This window comes from Serratia sp. BIGb0163, from assembly GCF_024809935.1.
In the GTDB taxonomy this organism is placed as follows: Bacteria; Pseudomonadota; Gammaproteobacteria; order Enterobacterales; family Enterobacteriaceae; genus Serratia; species Serratia quinivorans.
On record NZ_JANUDZ010000006.1, the window covers coordinates 165,538 to 184,522 of the forward strand.

General features: G+C 58.0%; 15 protein-coding genes. 1 reads left to right on the forward strand and 14 read right to left on the reverse strand.

The window, feature by feature from the left end; all coding sequences use genetic code 11:
* Window positions 1-191: 191 nt before the first annotated feature.
* On the reverse strand, window positions 192-1,445 hold the full coding sequence (gene glyA, locus M2406_RS19685) for a serine hydroxymethyltransferase (RefSeq protein ID WP_012146345.1): 1,254 nt from the start codon (window positions 1,443-1,445) through the stop codon (window positions 192-194).
* A gap of 372 nt (window positions 1,446-1,817) precedes the next feature.
* On the opposite strand from glyA, the gene hmpA reads away from it, so the two are divergent.
* Entirely contained in the window at window positions 1,818-3,008 is a 1,191-nt protein-coding gene (gene hmpA / locus M2406_RS19690) for an NO-inducible flavohemoprotein (protein ID WP_017893703.1), read from the forward strand.
* Between the two features lie 163 nt (window positions 3,009-3,171).
* On the opposite strand, the gene M2406_RS19695 is transcribed toward hmpA, so the two are convergent.
* The 13 genes from M2406_RS19695 to qseG form a co-directional block, all read right to left on the reverse strand.
* On the reverse strand, window positions 3,172-4,359 hold the full coding sequence (locus M2406_RS19695; RefSeq protein ID WP_259191075.1) for a cytochrome c: 1,188 nt from the start codon (window positions 4,357-4,359) through the stop codon (window positions 3,172-3,174).
* Complete coding sequence (locus M2406_RS19700; protein WP_259191076.1) at window positions 4,356-6,266, reverse strand: FAD/NAD(P)-binding protein; 1,911 nt, start codon at window positions 6,264-6,266, stop codon at window positions 4,356-4,358. Before M2406_RS19700 ends, M2406_RS19695 begins: the two co-directional genes overlap by 4 nt.
* 90 nt (window positions 6,267-6,356) lie before the next feature.
* Window positions 6,357-7,781 (reverse strand): aminobutyraldehyde dehydrogenase, encoded by a 1,425-nt coding sequence (patD, locus tag M2406_RS19705; RefSeq protein ID WP_259191077.1) that lies wholly within the window; start codon window positions 7,779-7,781, stop codon window positions 6,357-6,359.
* Between the two features lie 51 nt (window positions 7,782-7,832).
* The gene (locus tag M2406_RS19710) at window positions 7,833-8,639 is read right to left on the reverse strand and encodes an ABC transporter permease (protein WP_112363261.1); all 807 of its coding nucleotides are present in this window, start codon (window positions 8,637-8,639) and stop codon (window positions 7,833-7,835) included.
* Complete coding sequence (locus tag M2406_RS19715) at window positions 8,629-9,567, reverse strand: ABC transporter permease (RefSeq protein ID WP_369804750.1); 939 nt, start codon at window positions 9,565-9,567, stop codon at window positions 8,629-8,631. The genes M2406_RS19710 and M2406_RS19715 overlap by 11 nt, the downstream gene beginning before the upstream one ends.
* Window positions 9,568-9,574: 7 nt before the next feature.
* Window positions 9,575-10,603 carry an ABC transporter ATP-binding protein gene (locus M2406_RS19720; RefSeq protein WP_012146352.1) on the reverse strand — a complete coding sequence of 343 codons (1,029 nt, stop codon included), beginning with the start codon at window positions 10,601-10,603 and terminating at the stop codon, window positions 9,575-9,577.
* Between the two features lie 54 nt (window positions 10,604-10,657).
* Window positions 10,658-11,812: a putative ABC transporter substrate-binding protein YdcS gene (gene ydcS / locus M2406_RS19725; RefSeq protein WP_012146353.1), complete on the reverse strand. Its 1,155-nt coding sequence runs from the start codon at window positions 11,810-11,812 to the stop codon at window positions 10,658-10,660.
* Between the two features lie 62 nt (window positions 11,813-11,874).
* Window positions 11,875-13,338 (reverse strand): gamma-aminobutyraldehyde dehydrogenase, encoded by a 1,464-nt coding sequence (locus M2406_RS19730; RefSeq protein ID WP_259191078.1) that lies wholly within the window; start codon window positions 13,336-13,338, stop codon window positions 11,875-11,877.
* A 115-nt stretch (window positions 13,339-13,453) separates the two neighbouring features.
* Window positions 13,454-14,377 (reverse strand): LysR substrate-binding domain-containing protein, encoded by a 924-nt coding sequence (locus tag M2406_RS19735; protein ID WP_012146355.1) that lies wholly within the window; start codon window positions 14,375-14,377, stop codon window positions 13,454-13,456.
* A 298-nt stretch (window positions 14,378-14,675) separates the two neighbouring features.
* A complete protein-coding gene (gene glnB, locus M2406_RS19740) occupies window positions 14,676-15,014 on the reverse strand; it encodes a nitrogen regulatory protein P-II (RefSeq protein ID WP_004847623.1) in 339 nt (112 codons plus the stop codon).
* A gap of 10 nt (window positions 15,015-15,024) precedes the next feature.
* Window positions 15,025-16,647, reverse strand: coding sequence for an NAD+ synthase (locus tag M2406_RS19745; protein WP_012146356.1), 1,623 nt, complete (start codon window positions 16,645-16,647; stop codon window positions 15,025-15,027).
* A 129-nt stretch (window positions 16,648-16,776) separates the two neighbouring features.
* The gene (gene glrR / locus M2406_RS19750) at window positions 16,777-18,114 is read right to left on the reverse strand and encodes a two-component system response regulator GlrR (RefSeq protein ID WP_012146357.1); all 1,338 of its coding nucleotides are present in this window, start codon (window positions 18,112-18,114) and stop codon (window positions 16,777-16,779) included.
* Window positions 18,111-18,983: a two-component system QseEF-associated lipoprotein QseG gene (gene qseG, locus M2406_RS19755; protein ID WP_115184008.1), complete on the reverse strand. Its 873-nt coding sequence runs from the start codon at window positions 18,981-18,983 to the stop codon at window positions 18,111-18,113. Before qseG ends, glrR begins: the two co-directional genes overlap by 4 nt.
* Between the last annotated feature and the right edge of the window lie 2 nt (window positions 18,984-18,985).

The following is an 18,985-nucleotide window of genomic DNA, read 5'->3' on the forward strand; positions in this document are numbered from 1 at the left end:
TATGTAAACAAGGTAATTAATTAAAAGACGACAAATATCACACCCTATCGTTGATATATATATCAATAACTAATATTAATGACGGAAATATATATACGACGTTCAATCTCTAACCGTCGCCTAAAGGTAAAAAAAAACCGGTCACCCAAGTGACCGGCCTGACGCCTCAGCGTTTTTTACAGCAATGGAAATTATGCGTAAACCGGCAGGCGGGCGCAGATATCCAGTACTTTCTTCTTGGTGCGTTCGATGGTGGCTTCATCGTTGATGTTGTCCAGCACGTCGCAGATCCAGCCGGCCAGTTCACGCACGTCAGCTTCTTTGAAGCCGCGACGGGTCACTGCCGGAGTACCGATACGCACACCGGAGGTGACGAACGGGCTCTTGGGATCGTTTGGCACGCTGTTTTTGTTCACGGTAATGTTGGCGCGGCCCAGGGCAGCGTCAGCTTCTTTACCGGTCAGGTTCTTATCAACCAGATCCAGCAGGAACAGGTGGTTATGAGTGCCACCGGAAACCACTTTGTAGCCGCGCTCCAGCACCACTTCCACCATGGCTTTGGCGTTTTTGGCCACTTGCTGCTGGTAAATTTTGAACTCAGGCTCCATGGCTTCTTTCAGCGCCACCGCTTTACCGGCGATCACGTGCATCAGCGGGCCGCCCTGGCCGCCCGGGAACACCGCGGAGTTCAGCTTTTTATACAGATCTTCATCACCGCCTTTCGCCAGGATCAGGCCGCCGCGCGGACCTGCCAGGGTTTTGTGGGTGGTGGTGGTCACGATATGTGCGTGAGGGACCGGGTTCGGATAAACGCCGGCGGCGATCAGACCCGCTACGTGCGCCATGTCAACGAACAGGTAAGCGCCGATGCTGTCGGCGATTTCGCGCATTTTTGCCCAATCAACGATACCGGAGAAGGCAGAGAAGCCGCCGATGATCATTTTTGGTTTATGAGTCTGTGCCTGTTTCGCCAGATCTTCGTAGTCGATTTGACCTTTTTCGTCGATGCCGTAAGGCACCACGTTATACAGTTTACCAGACAGGTTGACCGGTGAACCGTGGGTCAGGTGGCCGCCGTGCGCCAGGTTCATGCCCAGAATGGTGTCGCCCGGCTGCAGCAGCGCGGTGTAAACAGCGAAGTTCGCCTGGGAACCGGAGTGCGGCTGGACGTTGGCGTAATCTGCGCCGAACAGCTCTTTTGCGCGATCGATGGCCAGTTGCTCAACGATATCCACATATTCGCAGCCGCCGTAATAACGCTTGCCCGGATAACCTTCAGCGTATTTGTTGGTCAACTGGGAGCCCTGGGCCTGCATTACGCGCGGGCTGGTGTAGTTCTCAGACGCAATCAGCTCAATGTGCTCTTCCTGACGCACAACTTCTTGCTCCATTGCACGCCACAGTTCGGCATCGTAATCAGCAATGTTCATTTCACGCTTTAACATCCGGCTTCTCCTGACTAAATCAGCTAACTAAAAAATCACCAAATAACTACCCGTTCGGGTTCTGGGCCACAGTGTAAACTGTTTCGCCCCACCGAGGATAGGTCTTGACAGAGGTTTTTACGCAAACGATTGGCATTAGGCGCAGCAAGGCTTTGATCCGATAAAACACCCCATTCGACAACCGACTTTTACTCATACTGAGGATGCGGTTTTTTCATGTTCTGTGAGCGAGATCGTCGCATGGCGACTCCGCAACAAAAACAGGGGTATTTACAGCCACGGCAGAAACCGTTAGGATGCGTTCAAACGTAAAGGTGCATTTAAAATGCATCATTAGAATATTCCAATAATGTCCGACCAAGGAGCGCCACCATGCTGGATAGCCAAACCATCGCCACCGTAAAATCTACTATTCCCCTGCTGGCCGCTACCGGGCCAAAACTGACCGCCCACTTCTACGATCGCATGTTCGAGCATAATCCCGAGTTAAAGGACGTGTTCAACATGAACAACCAGCGCAATGGCGATCAGCGTCAGGCGCTGTTCGACGCGATCTGCGCCTATGCCGCGAATATCGAAAACCTGGCGGCGCTGCTGCCGGCGGTGGAGCGCATTGCCCAGAAGCATACCAGCCTGAATATTCGCCCGGATCAATATCAGATTGTCGGTGGTCATCTGCTGGCAACTCTGGACGAAATGTTCAGCCCGGGGCAGGAAGTGCTGGATGCCTGGGGTAAAGCCTACGGGGTGTTGGCGGATGTATTTATCCAGCGCGAAGGCCAGATTTATCAGGCCAGCGAAACTGCCGAGGGTGGCTGGCGCGATCGACGAGCCTTCCGCATCGTCAAAAAACAGCCACAGAGCGAGGTGATTTGCAGCTTCGTGTTGGCGCCGGTTGACGGTGGCAAGGTGATCGACTTCAAACCGGGCCAGTACCTGGCGGTCTACATCAAGCACGACAGCATGGAAAACCAGGAGATTCGCCAATACTCACTGACCACCTCACCGAATGGCGAGTACTATCGCATTGCGGTAAAACGAGAGGATCAGGGCAAGGTATCGAACTTCCTGCACCAGCAGGCCAAAGAAGGCGACGTCATTTATATCGCTCCGCCGCACGGGGATTTCTTCCTGGAAGCGCAGCCGGAAACCCCGGTGGCACTGATCTCCGCCGGTGTCGGCCAAACACCAATGCTCGGCATGCTCCATACGCTGCACGATAACCAGCACCCGGCGGACGTGCACTGGCTGCACGCGGCGGAAAACGGCAGCGTTCACGCCTTTGCCGATGAAGTGGCGGATATTGCCGGCCGCATGCCGAATCTGAGCCGTCACGTGTGGTACAACCAACCGGGTGCCAATGATGTGGAAGGCCGCGACTACCAGAGCCGTGGCCTGATGAATCTCAGTGCCCTGCGTGAAACGCTCAGCACGCCGCAGATGCATTACTACTTCTGCGGACCGTTACCGTTTATGCAGTCTGTGGCCAGCCAACTTCTGGACATGGGCGTAGAGGCCGAACGCATCCACTACGAATGCTTCGGCCCGCATAAGGTCATGTAATTGAAAGGGGCGCGGCCTGCTGCCGTGCCCTCAGACGGCTGATAATGCCCGTTATTAGGGAGAGCGTGCCGAAGGGGTCGTAGCGGCTTGCCCGCCGGAGCGCCCCTCGGTGCGCTAGGCCCGAGTATCTCTGTCTAACAAACAGCTCAACGCGCGCCCACCGTTATTTCTCCGCCAGCTTGCGTGTCTCTTTTACCTGCTGCGCCGTGACCGGTGCCGCCTGGTTGCCCCAACTTCCCCGCAAATAACTCATCAGATCGGCAGCCTGCTGGTCGTTCAATGTCCAGGCGTAACCCGGCATGGCAAGCGCCGTAGCATGTTGGGTGATCGGCGTATGTGCTCCTTCCAACACTACGCGCAGCGCGGTTAGTGGATCCTCCGCCGTGACCGTTGCGTTACCGGCCAATGCCGGAATGGTGTTATCGCTGCCCTCGCCCTTATTACCATGGCAGGTTGAACAGTACATGGCATAGGTGCGTTGCCCCGCTTGCCAGTTGTCGACCGCCATGGCTACGGGTTTCTCCGCCGGCGGTTTCTCTGCCGCCAGACTGTGCAGGTAAGTAGCAATGGCGTTCAAATCACCGTCGGTCAGATATTGCGTGCTGTGGCTAACCACTTCACTCATCGGCCCTGCGACTGCCGCATGTTGGCTGCGCCCGGTTTTCAGCAAGGCCACCACTTCATCCTGTTTCAGCCCGCGTATTCCTGAAGCGTACCAGCCATCGAGTTCGGCACCGCTCAGGAAGGCCGGATCTTTGCTGTCCAGCCCTTTCTCCTGCATCGCCCAGCCGCGCGGCGTATGACAACTGCCGCAGTGCCCTGCCCCTTGCACCAAATAGGCGCCACGGTTCCACTCTGAGCTCTGGCTGCTGTCCGGCTGATAAGGCGTATCCTCATGGAACAGTTGGTTCCATATTGCCAACGGCCAACGCATCGACAGCGGCCAACTGATATCACTGGCGCGGTTGACGGTGTTCTGCGCCGGGACTTCCTTCATCAGATAGTCGTACAGCGCACGCATATCTTCCGCGTTCATTTTGGCGTAAGAGGTGTACGGCATCGCCGGATACAGTCGATGGCCATCTTTGGCGATCCCCTGACGCATCGCACGGTCAAACTCGTCAAAGGAATAGGCGCCGATGCCCTGCTGCTTGTCCGGCGTAATATTGGTAGCGTAAATATTGCCCAGCGGGGTCGGAAACTTCATACCACCGCCAAGCAAAGCCCCACCCGGCGTGGTATGGCAGGCGGTGCAGTCACCAGCCCTGGCAACATATTCCCCGGCCGACATCGCCTGTGCCGAGCCACCCGCCGCCAGTAAGGTCAGTAAGTACAGTGAACGCATGCTCATGCTCCCTCCTTGGCGGCAACCTGGCCGAAGGCCAGTTCATTAACCGCGCGCCACGCCTGATCGATCGCCGAGTTGGCGTACGGGCTCCAGTCTGAATCCGAGTTGGCAATCACAATTTTGCCGATCGGCTTACGCGCCGTCTCAATGATTTTCTTCGCCTCGTCCTCATCGTCAAACAGCCCGTTGAGGAAGTAGGAATAGCCGTGCGACCAGCGGTTTACGGTGATCGCTTCAATATCACGCTGATGATCAAAACCGGCGGAACCGAGCATGCCCTGCAACTGCTCACGGATCATCTGCTCATGCACTTCAAACGGCGTGCCCAACAGCAAGGCACGGCCCTTGCGCGACTGCTCGCGTGGGCTTAACCCGCTGCCCGCCAGCGTCGGCACATACACCATGTGCAGGCCAATCGGCTGGTTCGGATCGCGTGGATGCTGGTAGCCGCCCATGCTCACCGGATAATCCAGCTTCACACGGCAATAAGGCGCCGTTGGCGAGTAAACCTCATGCACGCCCAGTTTAATAAACGACTGCCAGTTACGGATCACCACTTTGCTGTACACCAGCGGCGACTTGACGTTCTGCTTCAGCGCCTGTTGCTGCTCCGGCGACATTTCCGGCACCAGATAAGGGATCATCATATTGTAACCGGCCATCACTACCTGCCCGGCGCGCACCTTGGTCATTTTCTCGCCGGTCATGTAGGTCACTTCGACCTTGTCGCCAACGTTAGCCGCGTGCAGCCCGGTGCTGTTCAACCGCAGTTTTACCGGTGACTCCGCCCGGTCAAGCTGGCTGTAGTCGAACTTCGCCAACACTATGTCATTCATGTCCTTACCGCCCGGTGAGACCGCCGGGATCAGATGGCGCACCATTAAGCGTGTCAGCGTGGCGTTGCCGTCCGGGAAGTGGAACACGTAAGGATCGTCGAGATCCGCCTGTGACTCTTCATCCAGCGGCGGCAGGTTCATGCCGTTCAGGCCAGGCAGATCGCAAATACGCGCATCGCTGCACGAAGTGGCGTCGATGCCCACCGCCTGGAAGTCACTGGTGGTTTGTTGGAAATAGCGGATCGCCATTTCGCTCAGGCCAACCTTGTCACGCAGGAATTCGGTATAACTGTGCTTGTCGAGCCATTCGCTTTTCTGCTCCTGACTCATTTCCGGCAGGTAATCCTTTTCCACCGTATGCAGTGCAATCAGCGCCTGGCGATCGCTTTCCGGCAGCGGGAAATCACCGATAAAGGCTTCGTAGGAACGGCCATTAAGGCGGTCATGGGGAATATCATCCGCCACCATACGGCCAGGATCCCCGTTCACTACTTTGTCGACGCCGAAGTTTTTGCGATCGAAATAGACGCCACGGCTCAGGTTAAGATCCGGGTAGAAGGTTTTATCGAAAGCCTTTTCCAGGTTGTCGATGCTGACGCCCAGTTTTTGCAGCAGCCCCATCGCCACCGGGCTGAAGTTGGAGCGCGGCGACTGCAGCGACTCGCTGCCGCCGTAGCCGAGAATGGTGCCATTTTCGCTGCTGAATTCATTACGCTTGGCGTGGCCGCCGAAATCATCATGGTTGTCGATCAGCAAGATACGCTGCTGCTGACCTTTCATTTGCTGCCAGAAACAGGCAGCGGCCAGTCCGCTGATCCCGGCACCGACTACCACCAGATCGAACTCTTCCGTGGCCGGGATGCTGGCAAAATCGAAGGTCTTGCCGTCACGCCCCAGTTGGTGAGCATGCTCAAACGAACCAGGATGGTTGCCCCGCAATCCGGTCAGCGTCGGCGGATAATAGAGGGTTTGATTGGCGGTTTGCGGCGATGCACGCAGGATCTGCATCGGCGTTAACCCGGCGGCGATAGTGATCGCCACCCCATTAAGAAAATCGCGTCTGGTGATTCCCATGGCTATTGGCTTCCTTTGAGTTTTTATTATCATCAGACCGGCCGGAGCCGGTCTGAAAGCCGCATTATTTTGCAGATAAAACCTGATGAATCAATGTTTAAACATCACGTGGCGGATTGCGGTGTAATCTTCCAGGCCGTACATCGACATATCCTTGCCGTAGCCAGACAACTTTTGGCCACCGTGCGGCATCTCGCTCACCAGCATGAAATGGGTATTCACCCAGGTGCAGCCGTATTGCAAACGGGCGCTCAGACGGTGTGCCCGCCCCACGTCGCGGGTCCACAGGGAAGACGCCAGCCCGTAGTCAGACTCGTTGGCCCAGGCCAGCACCTGCGCCTCATCGTCGAACGGCGTGACGGTCACCACCGGCCCAAACACCTCACGCTGCACGATTTCATCCTCCTGACGAGCACCGGCCAACAGCGTCGGCTGGAAATAGTACCCAGGGCCGTTAACCCGCTCACCACCGGTCACCACCTGTACATGCGGCAACGCCTTGGCTCGCTCGACAAAACCCACCACCCGCTCCAGATGCTGAGCGGTAATCAACGGACCCAGTTCGCTGCTGGCATCGATCGGCGGGCCGATCTTCAGGCTGCCGATAGCCTCGCCCAACGCCTTCACCAACTGCGGATAGATGCCTTTCTGCGCGTAAATGCGACAGGCGGCAGTGCAGTCCTGACCGGCGTTGTAGAAGCCAAAGCTGCGGATCCCTTCCACCACCTGTTGCAGGTCGGCGTCGTCAAACACCAGCACCGGCGCCTTGCCCCCCAGCTCCATATGGGTGCGTTTAATGCCGGATGCGGTATGGCCAATGATATGTTCGCCGGTGGCGATTGAGCCGGTCAGGGATACCATGCGCACTTTGCTATGGCCGGTCAGCCTGTCACCGACGCTGGCACCACGACCAAACAGGACGTTGAGCACGCCCGGCGGGAACAGTCCGGCGGCCAGTTCAGCCAGCTTGAAGGTGGTCAGCGGTGTTTGTTCCGACGGCTTAAGCACCACGCAATTGCCCGCCGCCAGGGCCGGAGCCAGCTTCCACGCCGCCATCATCAGCGGATAGTTCCAGGGGGCGATCGAGGCAACGACGCCCAGGGGATCACGGCGGATCATCGAGGTGTGTCCAGCCAGATATTCACCGGCCGCCAGCCCGCTCAAACAACGGCTGGCCCCGGCGAAAAAGCGAAAGACGTCGGCCACACCCGGCAGTTCATCATTCAGCACGCAGTGATAGGGTTTACCGCAGTTAATCGATTCCAGGCGAGCGAAGGTTTCCGCATGACTGTCGATCAAATCCGCCAGCTTCAGCAGATGTTCAGCCCGCTCCTTCGGCGTGGTCTGCCCCCAGTGTTCAAAGGCGGCGTCGGCCGCCAGCACCGCCTGATCGACCTGCTCTGCACTGGCTTCAGCCACCTGTACCACTACCTCTCCGGTTGCCGGGTTATACACCGGCAACAACGCGCCCTGGCCGGTAACCAGTCGGCCGTTAATCAACAGTTGGCTTTGCATAGGATTATCCTTTTATAAGATGTCTGGTACGCATTAGGACCAAGAGGCTATTTATTTGCTGCTGCCGGCGACGCTTTCGCCGCCCTTGGTCAGGTAATAGGCCCCCAAAATCGGGATCATGGTCAGCAACATCACCGACAGCGCCACCACGTTGGTGATCGGCACATCGCGCGGACGACCGAGCTGATTGAGCAGCCACAGCGGCAGCGTGCGCTCATGCCCGGCGGTAAAGGTGGTAACAATGATTTCATCAAACGACAGTGCGAACGCCAGCATGCCACCGGCCAGCAATGCTGAACCCAGGTTGGGCAGCATCACGTAGCGGAAGGTTTGCCAACCATCGGCACCGAGATCCATGGAAGCCTCGATCAGGCTATGGGAAGTCCGGCGGAAACGAGCGATGACATTGTTGAATACGATCACCACGCAGAAGGTGGCATGACCGATCACGATGGTCAGAACTCCCGGCTCGATATTCAGCGCCTTGAACGCCGCCAGCAGCGCCAGACCGGTAACAATGCCCGGCAGCGCGATAGGTAACAGCAGCAACAGTGAAATGCTGTCCTTACCGAAGAAATCACGCCGGTACAGCGCCGCCGCCGCCAGGGTGCCCAGCACCAGCGCCACCGCCGTCGCCAGCGCAGCAATCTGCGCGGAAAGCAGCATCGCATCGATAATGTCCTGCCGACCGGCAGCGACACTAAACCAATGCAGCGTAAAGCCCTTCGGCGGGAAGCTGAACGCTGCGTCCTCGGTGTTGAAGGCGTAGATGGCGATAATCGCCAGCGGGAAATGCAGGAAGATCAGACCGCCCCAGGCGGCCAGTTTCAGCCCTAATGGTGCGCGCTCAGAGTGCATCGAAGGCCCCCAGACGTTTCACAATGGAAAGATAAATCGCGATCAACACAATCGGCACCAGGGTAAAGGCCGCTGCCATCGGCATATTGCCGATCGCCCCTTGCTGGGCGTACACCATGCTGCCGATGAAATAGCCCGGCGGCCCTACCAGCTGCGGCACAATAAAGTCCCCCAGCGTCAGCGAGAAGGTGAAGATCGACCCGGCGGCAATGCCCGGCACCGCCAACGGCAGGATCACGTAACGGAAAGTCTGCGACGGACGCGCGCCCAAATCCGCCGAGGCATGCAGCAACGAAGGCGGCAGGCGTTCCAGCGCCGCCTGGATCGGCAGGATCATGAACGGCAGCCAGATATAAACAAACACCAGAAAACGCCCCAGCCCCGAGGTCGACAGGGTATTGCCTCCAACGCCCGGCACGGTGAGGATTGCCGCCAACACCGGCTCCAGCCCCAGATGTTGCAGGAACCACTGCGCCACACCATCCTTTGCCAGCAGCAGCGTCCAGGCGTAGGCCTTGACGATATAGCTGGCCCACATCGGCATCATCACCGCGATATAAAAGAACGCTTTGACGCGGCCACTGGTGTAACGCGCCATGTAGTAAGCAATCGGGAACGCCAACACCGCACTGGCCAGCGACACCAGCACCGCCATGGTCAATGTGCGCAGAATAATGTCGTAGTTGGCCGGGTTGAACAGCGCCCGCAGGTTATCGAAGGTCAGATCCGGCGTCACCGTCATGGTGAAGTCGTCGAAAGTATAAAATCCCTGCCACAGCAGCGTCAGTAATGAGCCAAGGTACACCGCGCCGAACCACAACAGCGGTGGAACCAATAACAGCAACAGGTACAGCGTCGGCCGGCGATAGAGAAAGGTCGACAGGGCGCGCAGAGTACCGCGGCGCGGCGCGGGATAGTCGATGCTCATCTCCATCTCACCTCTCCTCCAGCAGGGGCACCATCGCCTCACGTGACCAGCAGGCGGTGACCGGCTGACCGATCAGATGCTGCTGCCCGGCGGCATGCCACTGAGGATTCGCCTCGCTGACCAGCAGTTTCTCACCGCTGCTCAACGCAATTTCGTAGCGCGTGGCCGCCCCCTGATAATGGATCTCTTGCAGCAATCCCTGCACCTGGATTTCACCCTGCGCGGCACCGGCCTGATCCATTAGGCGAATATGCTCGGGGCGGATCGAGAAAGTGGCGGTCTGGCCGAGTAAACGCTGAGCCAGTTCGCTGCGCACCACGTTAGAGGTGCCGACAAACTCGGCAACAAACGGCGTCTTCGGCCGCATGTACAATTCACGCGGCGCATCCACCTGCTCGATTCGCCCGTTGTTGAACACCGCCACCCGGTCAGACATCGACAAGGCTTCGCTCTGATCGTGGGTGACGAAAATAAAGGTGATCCCCAGTTGGCGCTGCAGCTTTTTCAGTTCGCCCTGCATCTGTTCACGCAGCTTGAGGTCCAGCGCGCCCAGCGGTTCGTCCAGCAACAGCACCCGCGGTCGGTTCACCAACGCGCGGGCCAATGCGACCCGTTGACGCTGGCCACCGGAAAGATGCGCCGGCTTACGCTCGGCCACGAAACCCAGCGCCACGCTGTCCAGCGCTTCCTGTGCCCGTGCCAGCCGTTCACGTTTGGCGACGCCCTTCACCATCAATCCATAGGCGACGTTTTCCAGTACCGACATGTGCGGGAACAGGGCGTAATCCTGGAATACGGTATTCACGTCGCGCTGATACGGCGGCAGGTTAGCCGCTTCCTGACCGTGAATGCGGATCGAACCGGCGCTGAGTTGTTCAAAGCCGGCGATCAGTCGCAGGCAGGTGGTTTTGCCCGAGCCGGAAGGCCCGAGCATGGAGAAAAATTCCCCGTCCTGTATCTCGATAGAAACCCGATCCACGGCGCGAACCTCGCCGAAGCTCCGCGAAACATCGATAAATTGCACGGCAATGGTCATGATCTGCGCTCCTGAAAGGCATTAATCGGGCGTAGCAGGCTACGCCCCCGCGGGTTAGCGACCGCCCATGATGGCGATATAGTCCTGAGTCCAGCGGCTGTATGGCACGAATTTGCCGCCCTGTGCCTGCGGCGTTTTCCAGAAGGCAATCTTGTCGAACTGGTTGAAGCCGTTGGTTTCACAACCTTTGTCGCCCAGTAGCGTGCTGGCCTTGCAGCCCGCCGGTGATGCCGGTACCGAACCAAACCAGGCGGCAACATCGCCCTGCACTTTCGGCTCCAGCGACCAGTTCATCCACAGGTAAGCACAGTTCGGATGCTTGGCATCACTGTGCAGCATGGTGGTGTCCGCCCAACCGGTAACCCCCTCTTTCGGGAACACGGTGCCAATCGGCTGGCCTTCTCCTTTCAGAGCATTGGCCTGATAGGGCCAGGCGCTGGAGGCCACCACGCCTTCGTTTTTGAAATCGCTCATCTGCACCGAGGTGTCATGCCAGTAGCGGTGGATCAAGGCATGCTGGGTGCGCAATAGCTTCAAGGCGGCCTGATACTGCTCTTCGTTCAGTTGGTACGGATCGCTGATGCCAAGCTGCGGTTGCGTGGCCTTCAGGAACAGCGCCGCATCGGCGATGTAAATCGGCCCGTCGTAGGCCTGCACCCGGCCCTGATTGGTCTTGCCGTCCGGCAGGTTCTGTTGCTGGAACACTACCGCCCAGCTGTCTGGCGGCGTTGGGAAGGTTTTGGTGTTGTACATCAGCAGGTTTGGCCCCCACTGATAAGGCGTGCCGTAGGTTTTGCCGTCAACGGTGTACCAGGCACCGTTCAGCAGGCGCGGGTCGATATTTTTCCAGTTGGGGATCAGTGCAGTGTTGATCGGCTGCACCCGTTTACCGAAGATCAATCGCAGCGAGGCGTCGCCGGAAGCGGTGACCAGATCGTACCCGCCCTTGGCCATCAGGCTGACCATTTCATCGGAGGTGGCGGCGGTTTTCACATTCACCGCGCAGCTGGTTTGCTTTTCAAACTGGCTGACCCAGTCATAGTTTTTATCGGACTGGCCACGTTCGATATAGCCCGGCCAGGCGATGATATCCAGTCGCCCTTCGCCTTTACCCAGCGCCTGCGGCAAGTCTGCCGCCTGGGCCAGGCCGCAAAGCACGGTGAAACAGAGTGCGGAAACTGTGGTGGTGACTGCGGTAGTTTTTCCCATCGTAATAACCCCTGTGTTGCGTATCTGTGTGCGGCAGGGAACGGCTGCCGCTGTAGTTTTCATTAGAAGCTGGCTTTAAACTTCGCCATTACATGCCTGACTACGCTGTAGTCCTGCAGTGAATCACTGGAAAGATCTTTGCCGTAGCCGGAGCGTTTCAGACCGCCGTGTGGCATCTCACTCGCCAGGGTGAAATGGGTGTTGATCCAGGTGCTGCCGTATTGCAGATGTGCGGCAATATGCAGCGCTCGATCGATATTCTGCGTCCAGACCGACGAGGCCAGGCCGTATTCGGAATCGTTGGCCCAGTTGACCGCCTGCTCCAGATGTTCGAAGCGGGTGACGCTCACCACCGGGCCGAATACCTCGCGCTGGACGATTTCGTCGCTTTGCAGGCAGCCGGCCAGCAGCGTGGGTTGGTAATAGAAACCCGGACCGGAGTGCGCGGCGGCGCCGGTAATCAACTCAATATGCGGCTGGCTGAGCGCCCGCTCGACAAAGCTGGCCACGCGATCGCGCTGGCGGCTGCTGATCAGCGGGCCGATTTCGTTATCTTCATCGCGCTTGCGGGCAAAGCGCAGGCTGGCAACCGCCTCGCCCAGCGCTTCCACCAGCTTCGGATAGATCCCCGCTTGCGCGTAGATGCGGCAGGCGGCGGTGCAGTCTTGCCCAGCGTTGTAGTAGCCGTAGGTGCGGATGCTGTTGACCACTTCATCCAGGTCGGCGTCGTCACAGACAATCACCGGGGCCTTGCCGCCCAGTTCGAGATGCGTGCGTTTAACGCTTTTCGCCGCGGCCTGCAGAATTTTTTGCCCGGTGACAATATCGCCGGTCACCGAGACCAAACGCACCTGCGGATGCCCGACCAGATGGCTACCGACCCCTTCGCCACCGCCATAGATGATGTTCAGCACGCCCGGCGGCAGGATGTCCTGCAGTGCGGGCACCAGCGCAAGAATGGTCAGCGGGGTGTGTTCGGAAGGTTTGAATACTACGGTGTTGCCCGCCGCCAGCGCCGGTGCGATCTTCCACGCCGCCATCATCAACGGGTAGTTCCATGGCGCAATCGAGGCCACCACGCCAATGGGGTCGCGGCGGATCATCGAGGTGTGCCCTTCAATATATTCACCGGCCAGTTGCCCCTGCTGGGTGCGCACCGCGCCGGCAAAGAAACGAAACACGTCGACGGCGGCCGGCAGATCGTCATTGAGCGCCTGATGCAGTGGTTTTCCGCAGTTGAGCGCCTCCAGACCAGCCAGGCGCGAGGCCTGCCGTTCGATGGCGTCGGCAATACGTAGCAGAATGGAAGCACGGTAGGCCGGTGTGGTGCGCGACCAGTGGCCGAAAGCCTGCTGCGCCGCCTTAACCGCACTGCCGACCTGCGCCGATGAGGCTTCGGTGATGGAAACCAGCGTTTCGCCATTGGCCGGATTAACGATGCACTCCTGCTGGCCTTCGCCTTCGACCGACTGACCGTTAATGAATTGCTGACAGGATAAACCTGAAAGGAGGTGCACATCTGCCATGGTGTATTGCCCCTAAGTGACCCAAACGTTAACCAAATGTGAATAAGTTAGTTTCAATCAGACTAAGCGAGCATCAGGCAGCCAACAAATTCTAAATACTGAACGCCGCGTTCGATTAAATCGAATGCTTCAGCCCGGCAGCGTGCATATTGCCATTCTCACGGGCAATGGTGAGGAAAGGCGTGACCAGTTCCGGCCGCGCACTGCCGCGTCGCCAGGCCAGGCCGATGTCGAGCGGCTCCAGCAGATCCACCAGCTTGCGGGCTTCAATCATGTTGCCCTCCAGCGACCAGGCGCGATAGGCCATGTCCGGCAGGATCGAGACGCCCATGCCCGCCGCTACCAGGCTGCGCACCGCCTCCGTCGAACCGGTTTTCATGGCGATCTCCGGTTTCACTCCGGCGCGCGCCCAGATACGCCGCGCATGCACGTCCATTTCGTCGGCATTCAGCTGGATCAGCGGCAGCTTCGCCACATCCGCCAACCCGATACTTTCATGATCCAGCAACGGATGCAGCGGCGGTAACCACAGACGATAAGGCGAGTGCATCAGCACTTCGGTCTGTAACGCATCACGATCCTCAATATTCGACAGTATCAGTACACCGATATCGATCTCCCCGCTCACCAGCAGGTGCTCAATATAAGGACGCTCATCTTCGATCATCTGAATGGTGACATTGGGATAGGCCGATTTAAACCGCTTGAGCAGTTCGACCAAAAAGTACCCGGCCACCAGGCTGGTCACGCCAATGGTCAGCTTGCCGGTCAGGCTTTCGGTACCCAGTTGCAGGCTGCGCTTGGCGTTATCCACCGTGGCGAGGATCAGGTAAGACTGGCGCAGAAACTGATGGCCCTGATGCGTCAGGTTCATGCCCTTGGCGTGGCGATCAAACAGCCGCACGCCAATGTCGGTCTCCAGTTGCTGGATGGCCAGCGTCAGCGAGGATTGTGAAACAAACACCGCCTGGGCGGCGGCGGAGATCGAACCGGTTTCCGCCACCGCAATGAAGTGGCGAATTTGGCGTAGCGTCATCATAGGTCACAACCTCAATCAAAACAGTTGGATTGAGTGTAGATGCCGCGCGCAAAGCGATCGGGAAAACTATTAAAAACGCGACAGCCTTCGCTTTTTTAGAATGCTCACAACAGGAATGACTGCAAAAGAAGGAGGAGTCGGCAGGAGCAGAACAGCAGATACAACAAGGGCGCAGTATTGAACCGCGCCCCCAAGCGACTGATAAAGCCTGTTATTAGGGAGAGCGTGCCGAAGGGGTCGTAGCAGCTTTAGCTGCCGGAGCGCCCCTCGGTGCGCTAGGCCCGAGTATCTCAATAAATCAGATTGCTTCTTCGTCCTGCTCGCCGGTACGGATACGCACTACGCGTGCCACGTCGAAGACAAAGATTTTGCCATCGCCGATTTTGCCGGTTTGCGCGGTCTGCATGATGGTCTCGACGCAGGTATCGACGATATCGTCGGCCACCACGATCTCAATTTTCACCTTCGGCAGAAAATCGACCATGTACTCCGCGCCACGGTACAGCTCGGTGTGGCCCTTCTGGCGGCCGAAGCCTTTCACTTCGGTGACGGTCATCCCGGTAATGCCAACCTCAGCCAGCGCTTCACGGACATCATCCAGTTTGAACGGCTTGATAATAGCGTCGATCTTTTTCATCTTGTTTCCTTTACCAATTTTTGCGGCCAAAGCCGGATGTGATTGGGTAGCGGCGGTCTTTGCCGAAATTGCGGGCGGTGATGCGCGGCCCGACGGCGGCCTGACGCCGTTTGTATTCGTTGATATCCACCAGGCGGATAACCTTGCGCACGATCGCCTCGTCGAAGCCTTCGGCCACCAGATCGGCAACCGACTTATCGCGTTCGACGTAACCTTCCAGAATTGCATCCAGAATGTCGTACGGCGGCAGGCTGTCCTGATCGAGCTGATCCGGCGCCAGCTCTGCGGACGGTGGACGATCGATAACCCGCTGCGGGATCACGTATGAGACGGTATTGCGGTATTCGGACAGCTTGAACACCAGCGTTTTCGGTACGTCTTTCAGCACGTCGAAGCCACCTGCCATATCACCATACAGCGTGGCGTAACCTACGGCCATCTCGCTTTTGTTGCCGGTGGTCAACACGATGCTGCGGCGCTTGTTGGACAGCGCCATCAACACCACGCCGCGGCAGCGTGCCTGCAGGTTCTCTTCGGTGGTGTCGCGTTCGGTGCCGGCAAACATTGGCGTCAGCTGGCCCATAAAGGCGTCGAACATAGGTTCAATAGAGACGATGTCGAATTCAATGCCGAGGATTTCAGCTTCTTCTTTGGCGTCAGCGATACTGATATCCGCGGTGTAGCGGAACGGCATCATCAGCGCCTGCACTTTATCTTTGCCCAAGGCATCGACGGCAATCGCCAGCGTCAGCGCCGAATCGATACCGCCAGACAACCCCAGTACCGCGCCCTTAAAGCCGTTTTTAGTGACGTAATCGCGCACCGCCAACACCAGGGCTTCGTACACCTGCGCCAACTGCGGCAGCTCGGCCGCCGGAGCGGTCATTGGCACCACCTCCAGCTCATTGAGCTCAAGCAGGGTCACCTGCTCGGCAAATGCGGTCAGGCGATGGGTCATGTTACCGGCCGCATCGAACACCTTCGAACAGCCGTCGAAAATCAGTTCATCCTGCCCGCCAATCTGGTTCAGATACACCAGCGGCAGATGGGTACGTTGGCAATGGCCGGCCATTAACGTTTTGCGGATATACGGTTTTTCGCGGTTGTACGGCGAGGCGTTGATCGACAAAATCATTTCGGCACCGGCCGCCTTGGCGGCATCGACCGGCCCTGGGAACCACAGATCTTCGCAAATCAGCAGGCCCAATTGATAGCCTTTCAGCTCAACCACGCAGGTTTCACTACCGGCCTGGAAGTAGCGTTTCTCATCGAAAACGCCGTAGTTCGGCAACTGCTGCTTGAAGTAACGCGCCAGCAACTGCCCTTCGGAGAACAGAGACAGCGCATTATACAGCTTGTCGCCTTCACGCCACGGATGGCCAACCAGAATGGCGACCTCGGCAGATGCCTGCTGCAGACGTTGCAGCTGCGCGTCACAGCGCTGGTAAAAATCGTTGCGGTACAGCAGGTCTTCCGGCGGATAGCCGGAGAGCGCCAACTCGGTGAACATGACCAGATCGGCTCCCGCCTTCTGCTGCTCTTGCACGGTTTGCAACATGCGTTCGGTGTTGCCTTCAATGTCACCGACCAGCAGATTCAGCTGGGCCAGTGCGATGGAAAGTGATCTGCTCATTGTTTAGGATCCCGCTTAATACGTTCCATGGTGCTCTGTGTTGGGCCACGCCACAAACAAGAGAACGGAGTGTAAATCATTCCGTCGCGTTTGTTGAGAACCTGCGTGCGCAGGCTGCGGCGGAAAACATCATTCTTTAAAATCGTTGGCGTCCAGTTCATGACGCGACAGCAATTTATAAAACTCGGTACGGTTGCGGCCTGCCATGCGCGCGGCCTGGGTCACGTTACCCTTGGTGATCTGCAACAGCTTGCGCAGATAGTGCAACTCAAACTGATTGCGGGCCTCGACAAAGGTCGGCAAGGCGGTATTTTCCCCTTCCAACGCCTGCTCAACCAGCGCTTCGCTGATCACCGGCGCAGAGGTCAGGGCCACACACTGCTCGATGACGTTCACCAGTTGGCGCACGTTGCCCGGCCAGGTGGCGGTCATCAGGCGTTTCATGGCGTCCGTTGAGAAGCTGCGAACGAAGGGTTTGTGTCGCTTGGCCGATTCGCGTAGCAGATGATTGGCCAGCAGCGGGATATCCTCGGCACGCTCATTCAACGCCGGGATCTTCAGGTTCACCACGTTCAGCCGGTAGTACAAATCCTCGCGGAATTCGTTTTTCGCCATCGCCTTTTGCAGATCGCGGTGAGTGGCGGAAATGATGCGAACGTCAATGTCCAGATCGCGGTTGCTACCCAGCGGGCGTACCTTGCGCTCCTGCAATACGCGCAACAGCTTGACCTGCAGCGAAAGCGGCATATCGCCGATCTCGTCAAGGAACAGCGTGCCGCCGGCTGCCGCCTGGAACAGCCCTTCGCGGCTGCTGACCGCGCCGGTAAAGGCCCCTTTGGCATGGCCAAACAGCTCGGACTCCAGCAGTTGCTCCGGCAGCGCCCCGCAGTTAATGGCGATAAACGCCTTTTTACCGCGAGGACTGGCACCGTGGATAGCCTGTGCCAACACCTCTTTACCTGTGCCGCTGTGGCCGTTAATCAATACGCTGACGTCCGACTGCGCCACCATTTTTGCCTGCTCCAGCAGGCGCAGCATAATCGGGCTGCGGGTGACGATGTCTTCACGCCAACTGTCATCACCGGCCGGCAGTGACAGCGATAGGGCATCGTCGATGGCTTTATACAGCGCATCACGATCCACCGGTTTGGTCAGGAAGCTGAACACCCCTTGCTGGGTAGCCGCCACCGCGTCCGGGATTGAACCATGGGCGGTAAGAATGATCACCGGCATGCCGGGCTGATGCTTCTGGATTTCGGCAAACAGCGCCATGCCGTCCATTTCATCCATCCGCAGATCGCTGATCACCAGATCAATCTTCTCACGCCCTAACAGGCGCAGCGCTTCCTGGCCGCTTTCGGCGGTGGTGACATGAAAACCTTCGCTGGTCAGGCGCATCCCCAGCAGCTTAAGCAGGCTGGGATCGTCGTCAACCAATAACAAATTGGCCGGTTTGCGTGCGGTCATTGCGCGTGAGACTCCTTGTTAGCGGGGGGCGGCGCGTAGGTATCTTCCGGCTCCACCGGCAAAGCGGTACCCTTCTCAGGTTCAGCATCCGATTCCGCAGCCTTGGCTGGCGCAACTTTCTTGCCCGTGGCGTCAGTTTTTTGCTGCGTGCCGCCGTTGTCCGGGATGTCACTCTGCATCTGCTTGCGCGAAGAGAGCTGGCGTTCGATATCGGTCAGGTTTTCCAGCTTGCGCGAGGTATCCTGCAGCTGCGCCTGTAAACGTATCTGGCTCTGACGCAGCGTATCTATCTGGCTGTCGGAGCTTTCCTGCAGGTGCTGATAGCGCGCCTTTTCATCAAACAGGGTGATCTGCAGTACCTGCTGTTGACGCCACAGCTGCAACAGCGGGCGCAGTGAGCTTGGGAACTCCATGCGGTAACTGTTCAGACGGTCGATCATCTGGCGACGTTCGCCCGAGGTCGGCTCGGCACTGGCCAACAGGATACTTTGCTTGAAAATACCGTCCCAGCTGTTGCCAGGCAGGGTTTTCGCCAGCGCACGCGCCTGGGTTGAACCGATACGATCGGCACAGTCCATGGCTCGCAGCCAGTAAAGTGAGTTATTCAACGCGTCTTTTTCGTCGAGCGGCCACAGGCTGTCGCAGGCTGCGATGCGATAATCCACCACTTTGGTGTCCGGGATCGCTTCTTGCTGCGGCTGATTCAGGCCACCGCTAACCGCACGATCGACGCAACCCGCCAACAGAAACGGCATAAAAAGAACGCTGCCTAAAAAGGAAAATCGACGCTTGCCGAGCGGCGTGCCCTGTGTGGCACGCGGTGAACGTTCGGTCTGCGAGAGACGAAGGCGTTTAGACCATGTGTACATTA

Excerpts from the sequence above, each read along its gene's own strand:
- ydcS (WP_012146353.1), bottom strand. The coding sequence starts at position 11,812 with ATGGGAAAAACTACCGCAGTCACCACCACAGTTTCCGCACTCTGTTTC.
- M2406_RS19720 (WP_012146352.1), bottom strand. The coding sequence starts at position 10,603 with ATGACCATTGCCGTGCAATTTATCGATGTTTCGCGGAGCTTCGGCGAG.
- patD (WP_259191077.1), bottom strand. The coding sequence starts at position 7,781 with ATGCAAAGCCAACTGTTGATTAACGGCCGACTGGTTACCGGCCAGGGC.
- M2406_RS19715 (WP_369804750.1), bottom strand. The coding sequence starts at position 9,567 with ATGAGCATCGACTATCCCGCGCCGCGCCGCGGTACTCTGCGCGCCCTG.
- M2406_RS19735 (WP_012146355.1), bottom strand. The coding sequence starts at position 14,377 with ATGATGACGCTACGCCAAATTCGCCACTTCATTGCGGTGGCGGAAACC.
- glyA (WP_012146345.1), bottom strand. The coding sequence starts at position 1,445 with ATGTTAAAGCGTGAAATGAACATTGCTGATTACGATGCCGAACTGTGG.
- M2406_RS19700 (WP_259191076.1), bottom strand. The coding sequence starts at position 6,266 with ATGGGAATCACCAGACGCGATTTTCTTAATGGGGTGGCGATCACTATC.
- hmpA (WP_017893703.1), top strand. The coding sequence starts at position 1,818 with ATGCTGGATAGCCAAACCATCGCCACCGTAAAATCTACTATTCCCCTG.
- M2406_RS19745 (WP_012146356.1), bottom strand. The coding sequence starts at position 16,647 with ATGAGCAGATCACTTTCCATCGCACTGGCCCAGCTGAATCTGCTGGTC.
- glnB (WP_004847623.1), bottom strand. The coding sequence starts at position 15,014 with ATGAAAAAGATCGACGCTATTATCAAGCCGTTCAAACTGGATGATGTC.
- glrR (WP_012146357.1), bottom strand. The coding sequence starts at position 18,114 with ATGACCGCACGCAAACCGGCCAATTTGTTATTGGTTGACGACGATCCC.
- M2406_RS19695 (WP_259191075.1), bottom strand. The coding sequence starts at position 4,359 with ATGAGCATGCGTTCACTGTACTTACTGACCTTACTGGCGGCGGGTGGC.
- M2406_RS19710 (WP_112363261.1), bottom strand. The coding sequence starts at position 8,639 with ATGCACTCTGAGCGCGCACCATTAGGGCTGAAACTGGCCGCCTGGGGC.
- M2406_RS19730 (WP_259191078.1), bottom strand. The coding sequence starts at position 13,338 with ATGGCAGATGTGCACCTCCTTTCAGGTTTATCCTGTCAGCAATTCATT.
- qseG (WP_115184008.1), bottom strand. The coding sequence starts at position 18,983 with ATGTACACATGGTCTAAACGCCTTCGTCTCTCGCAGACCGAACGTTCA.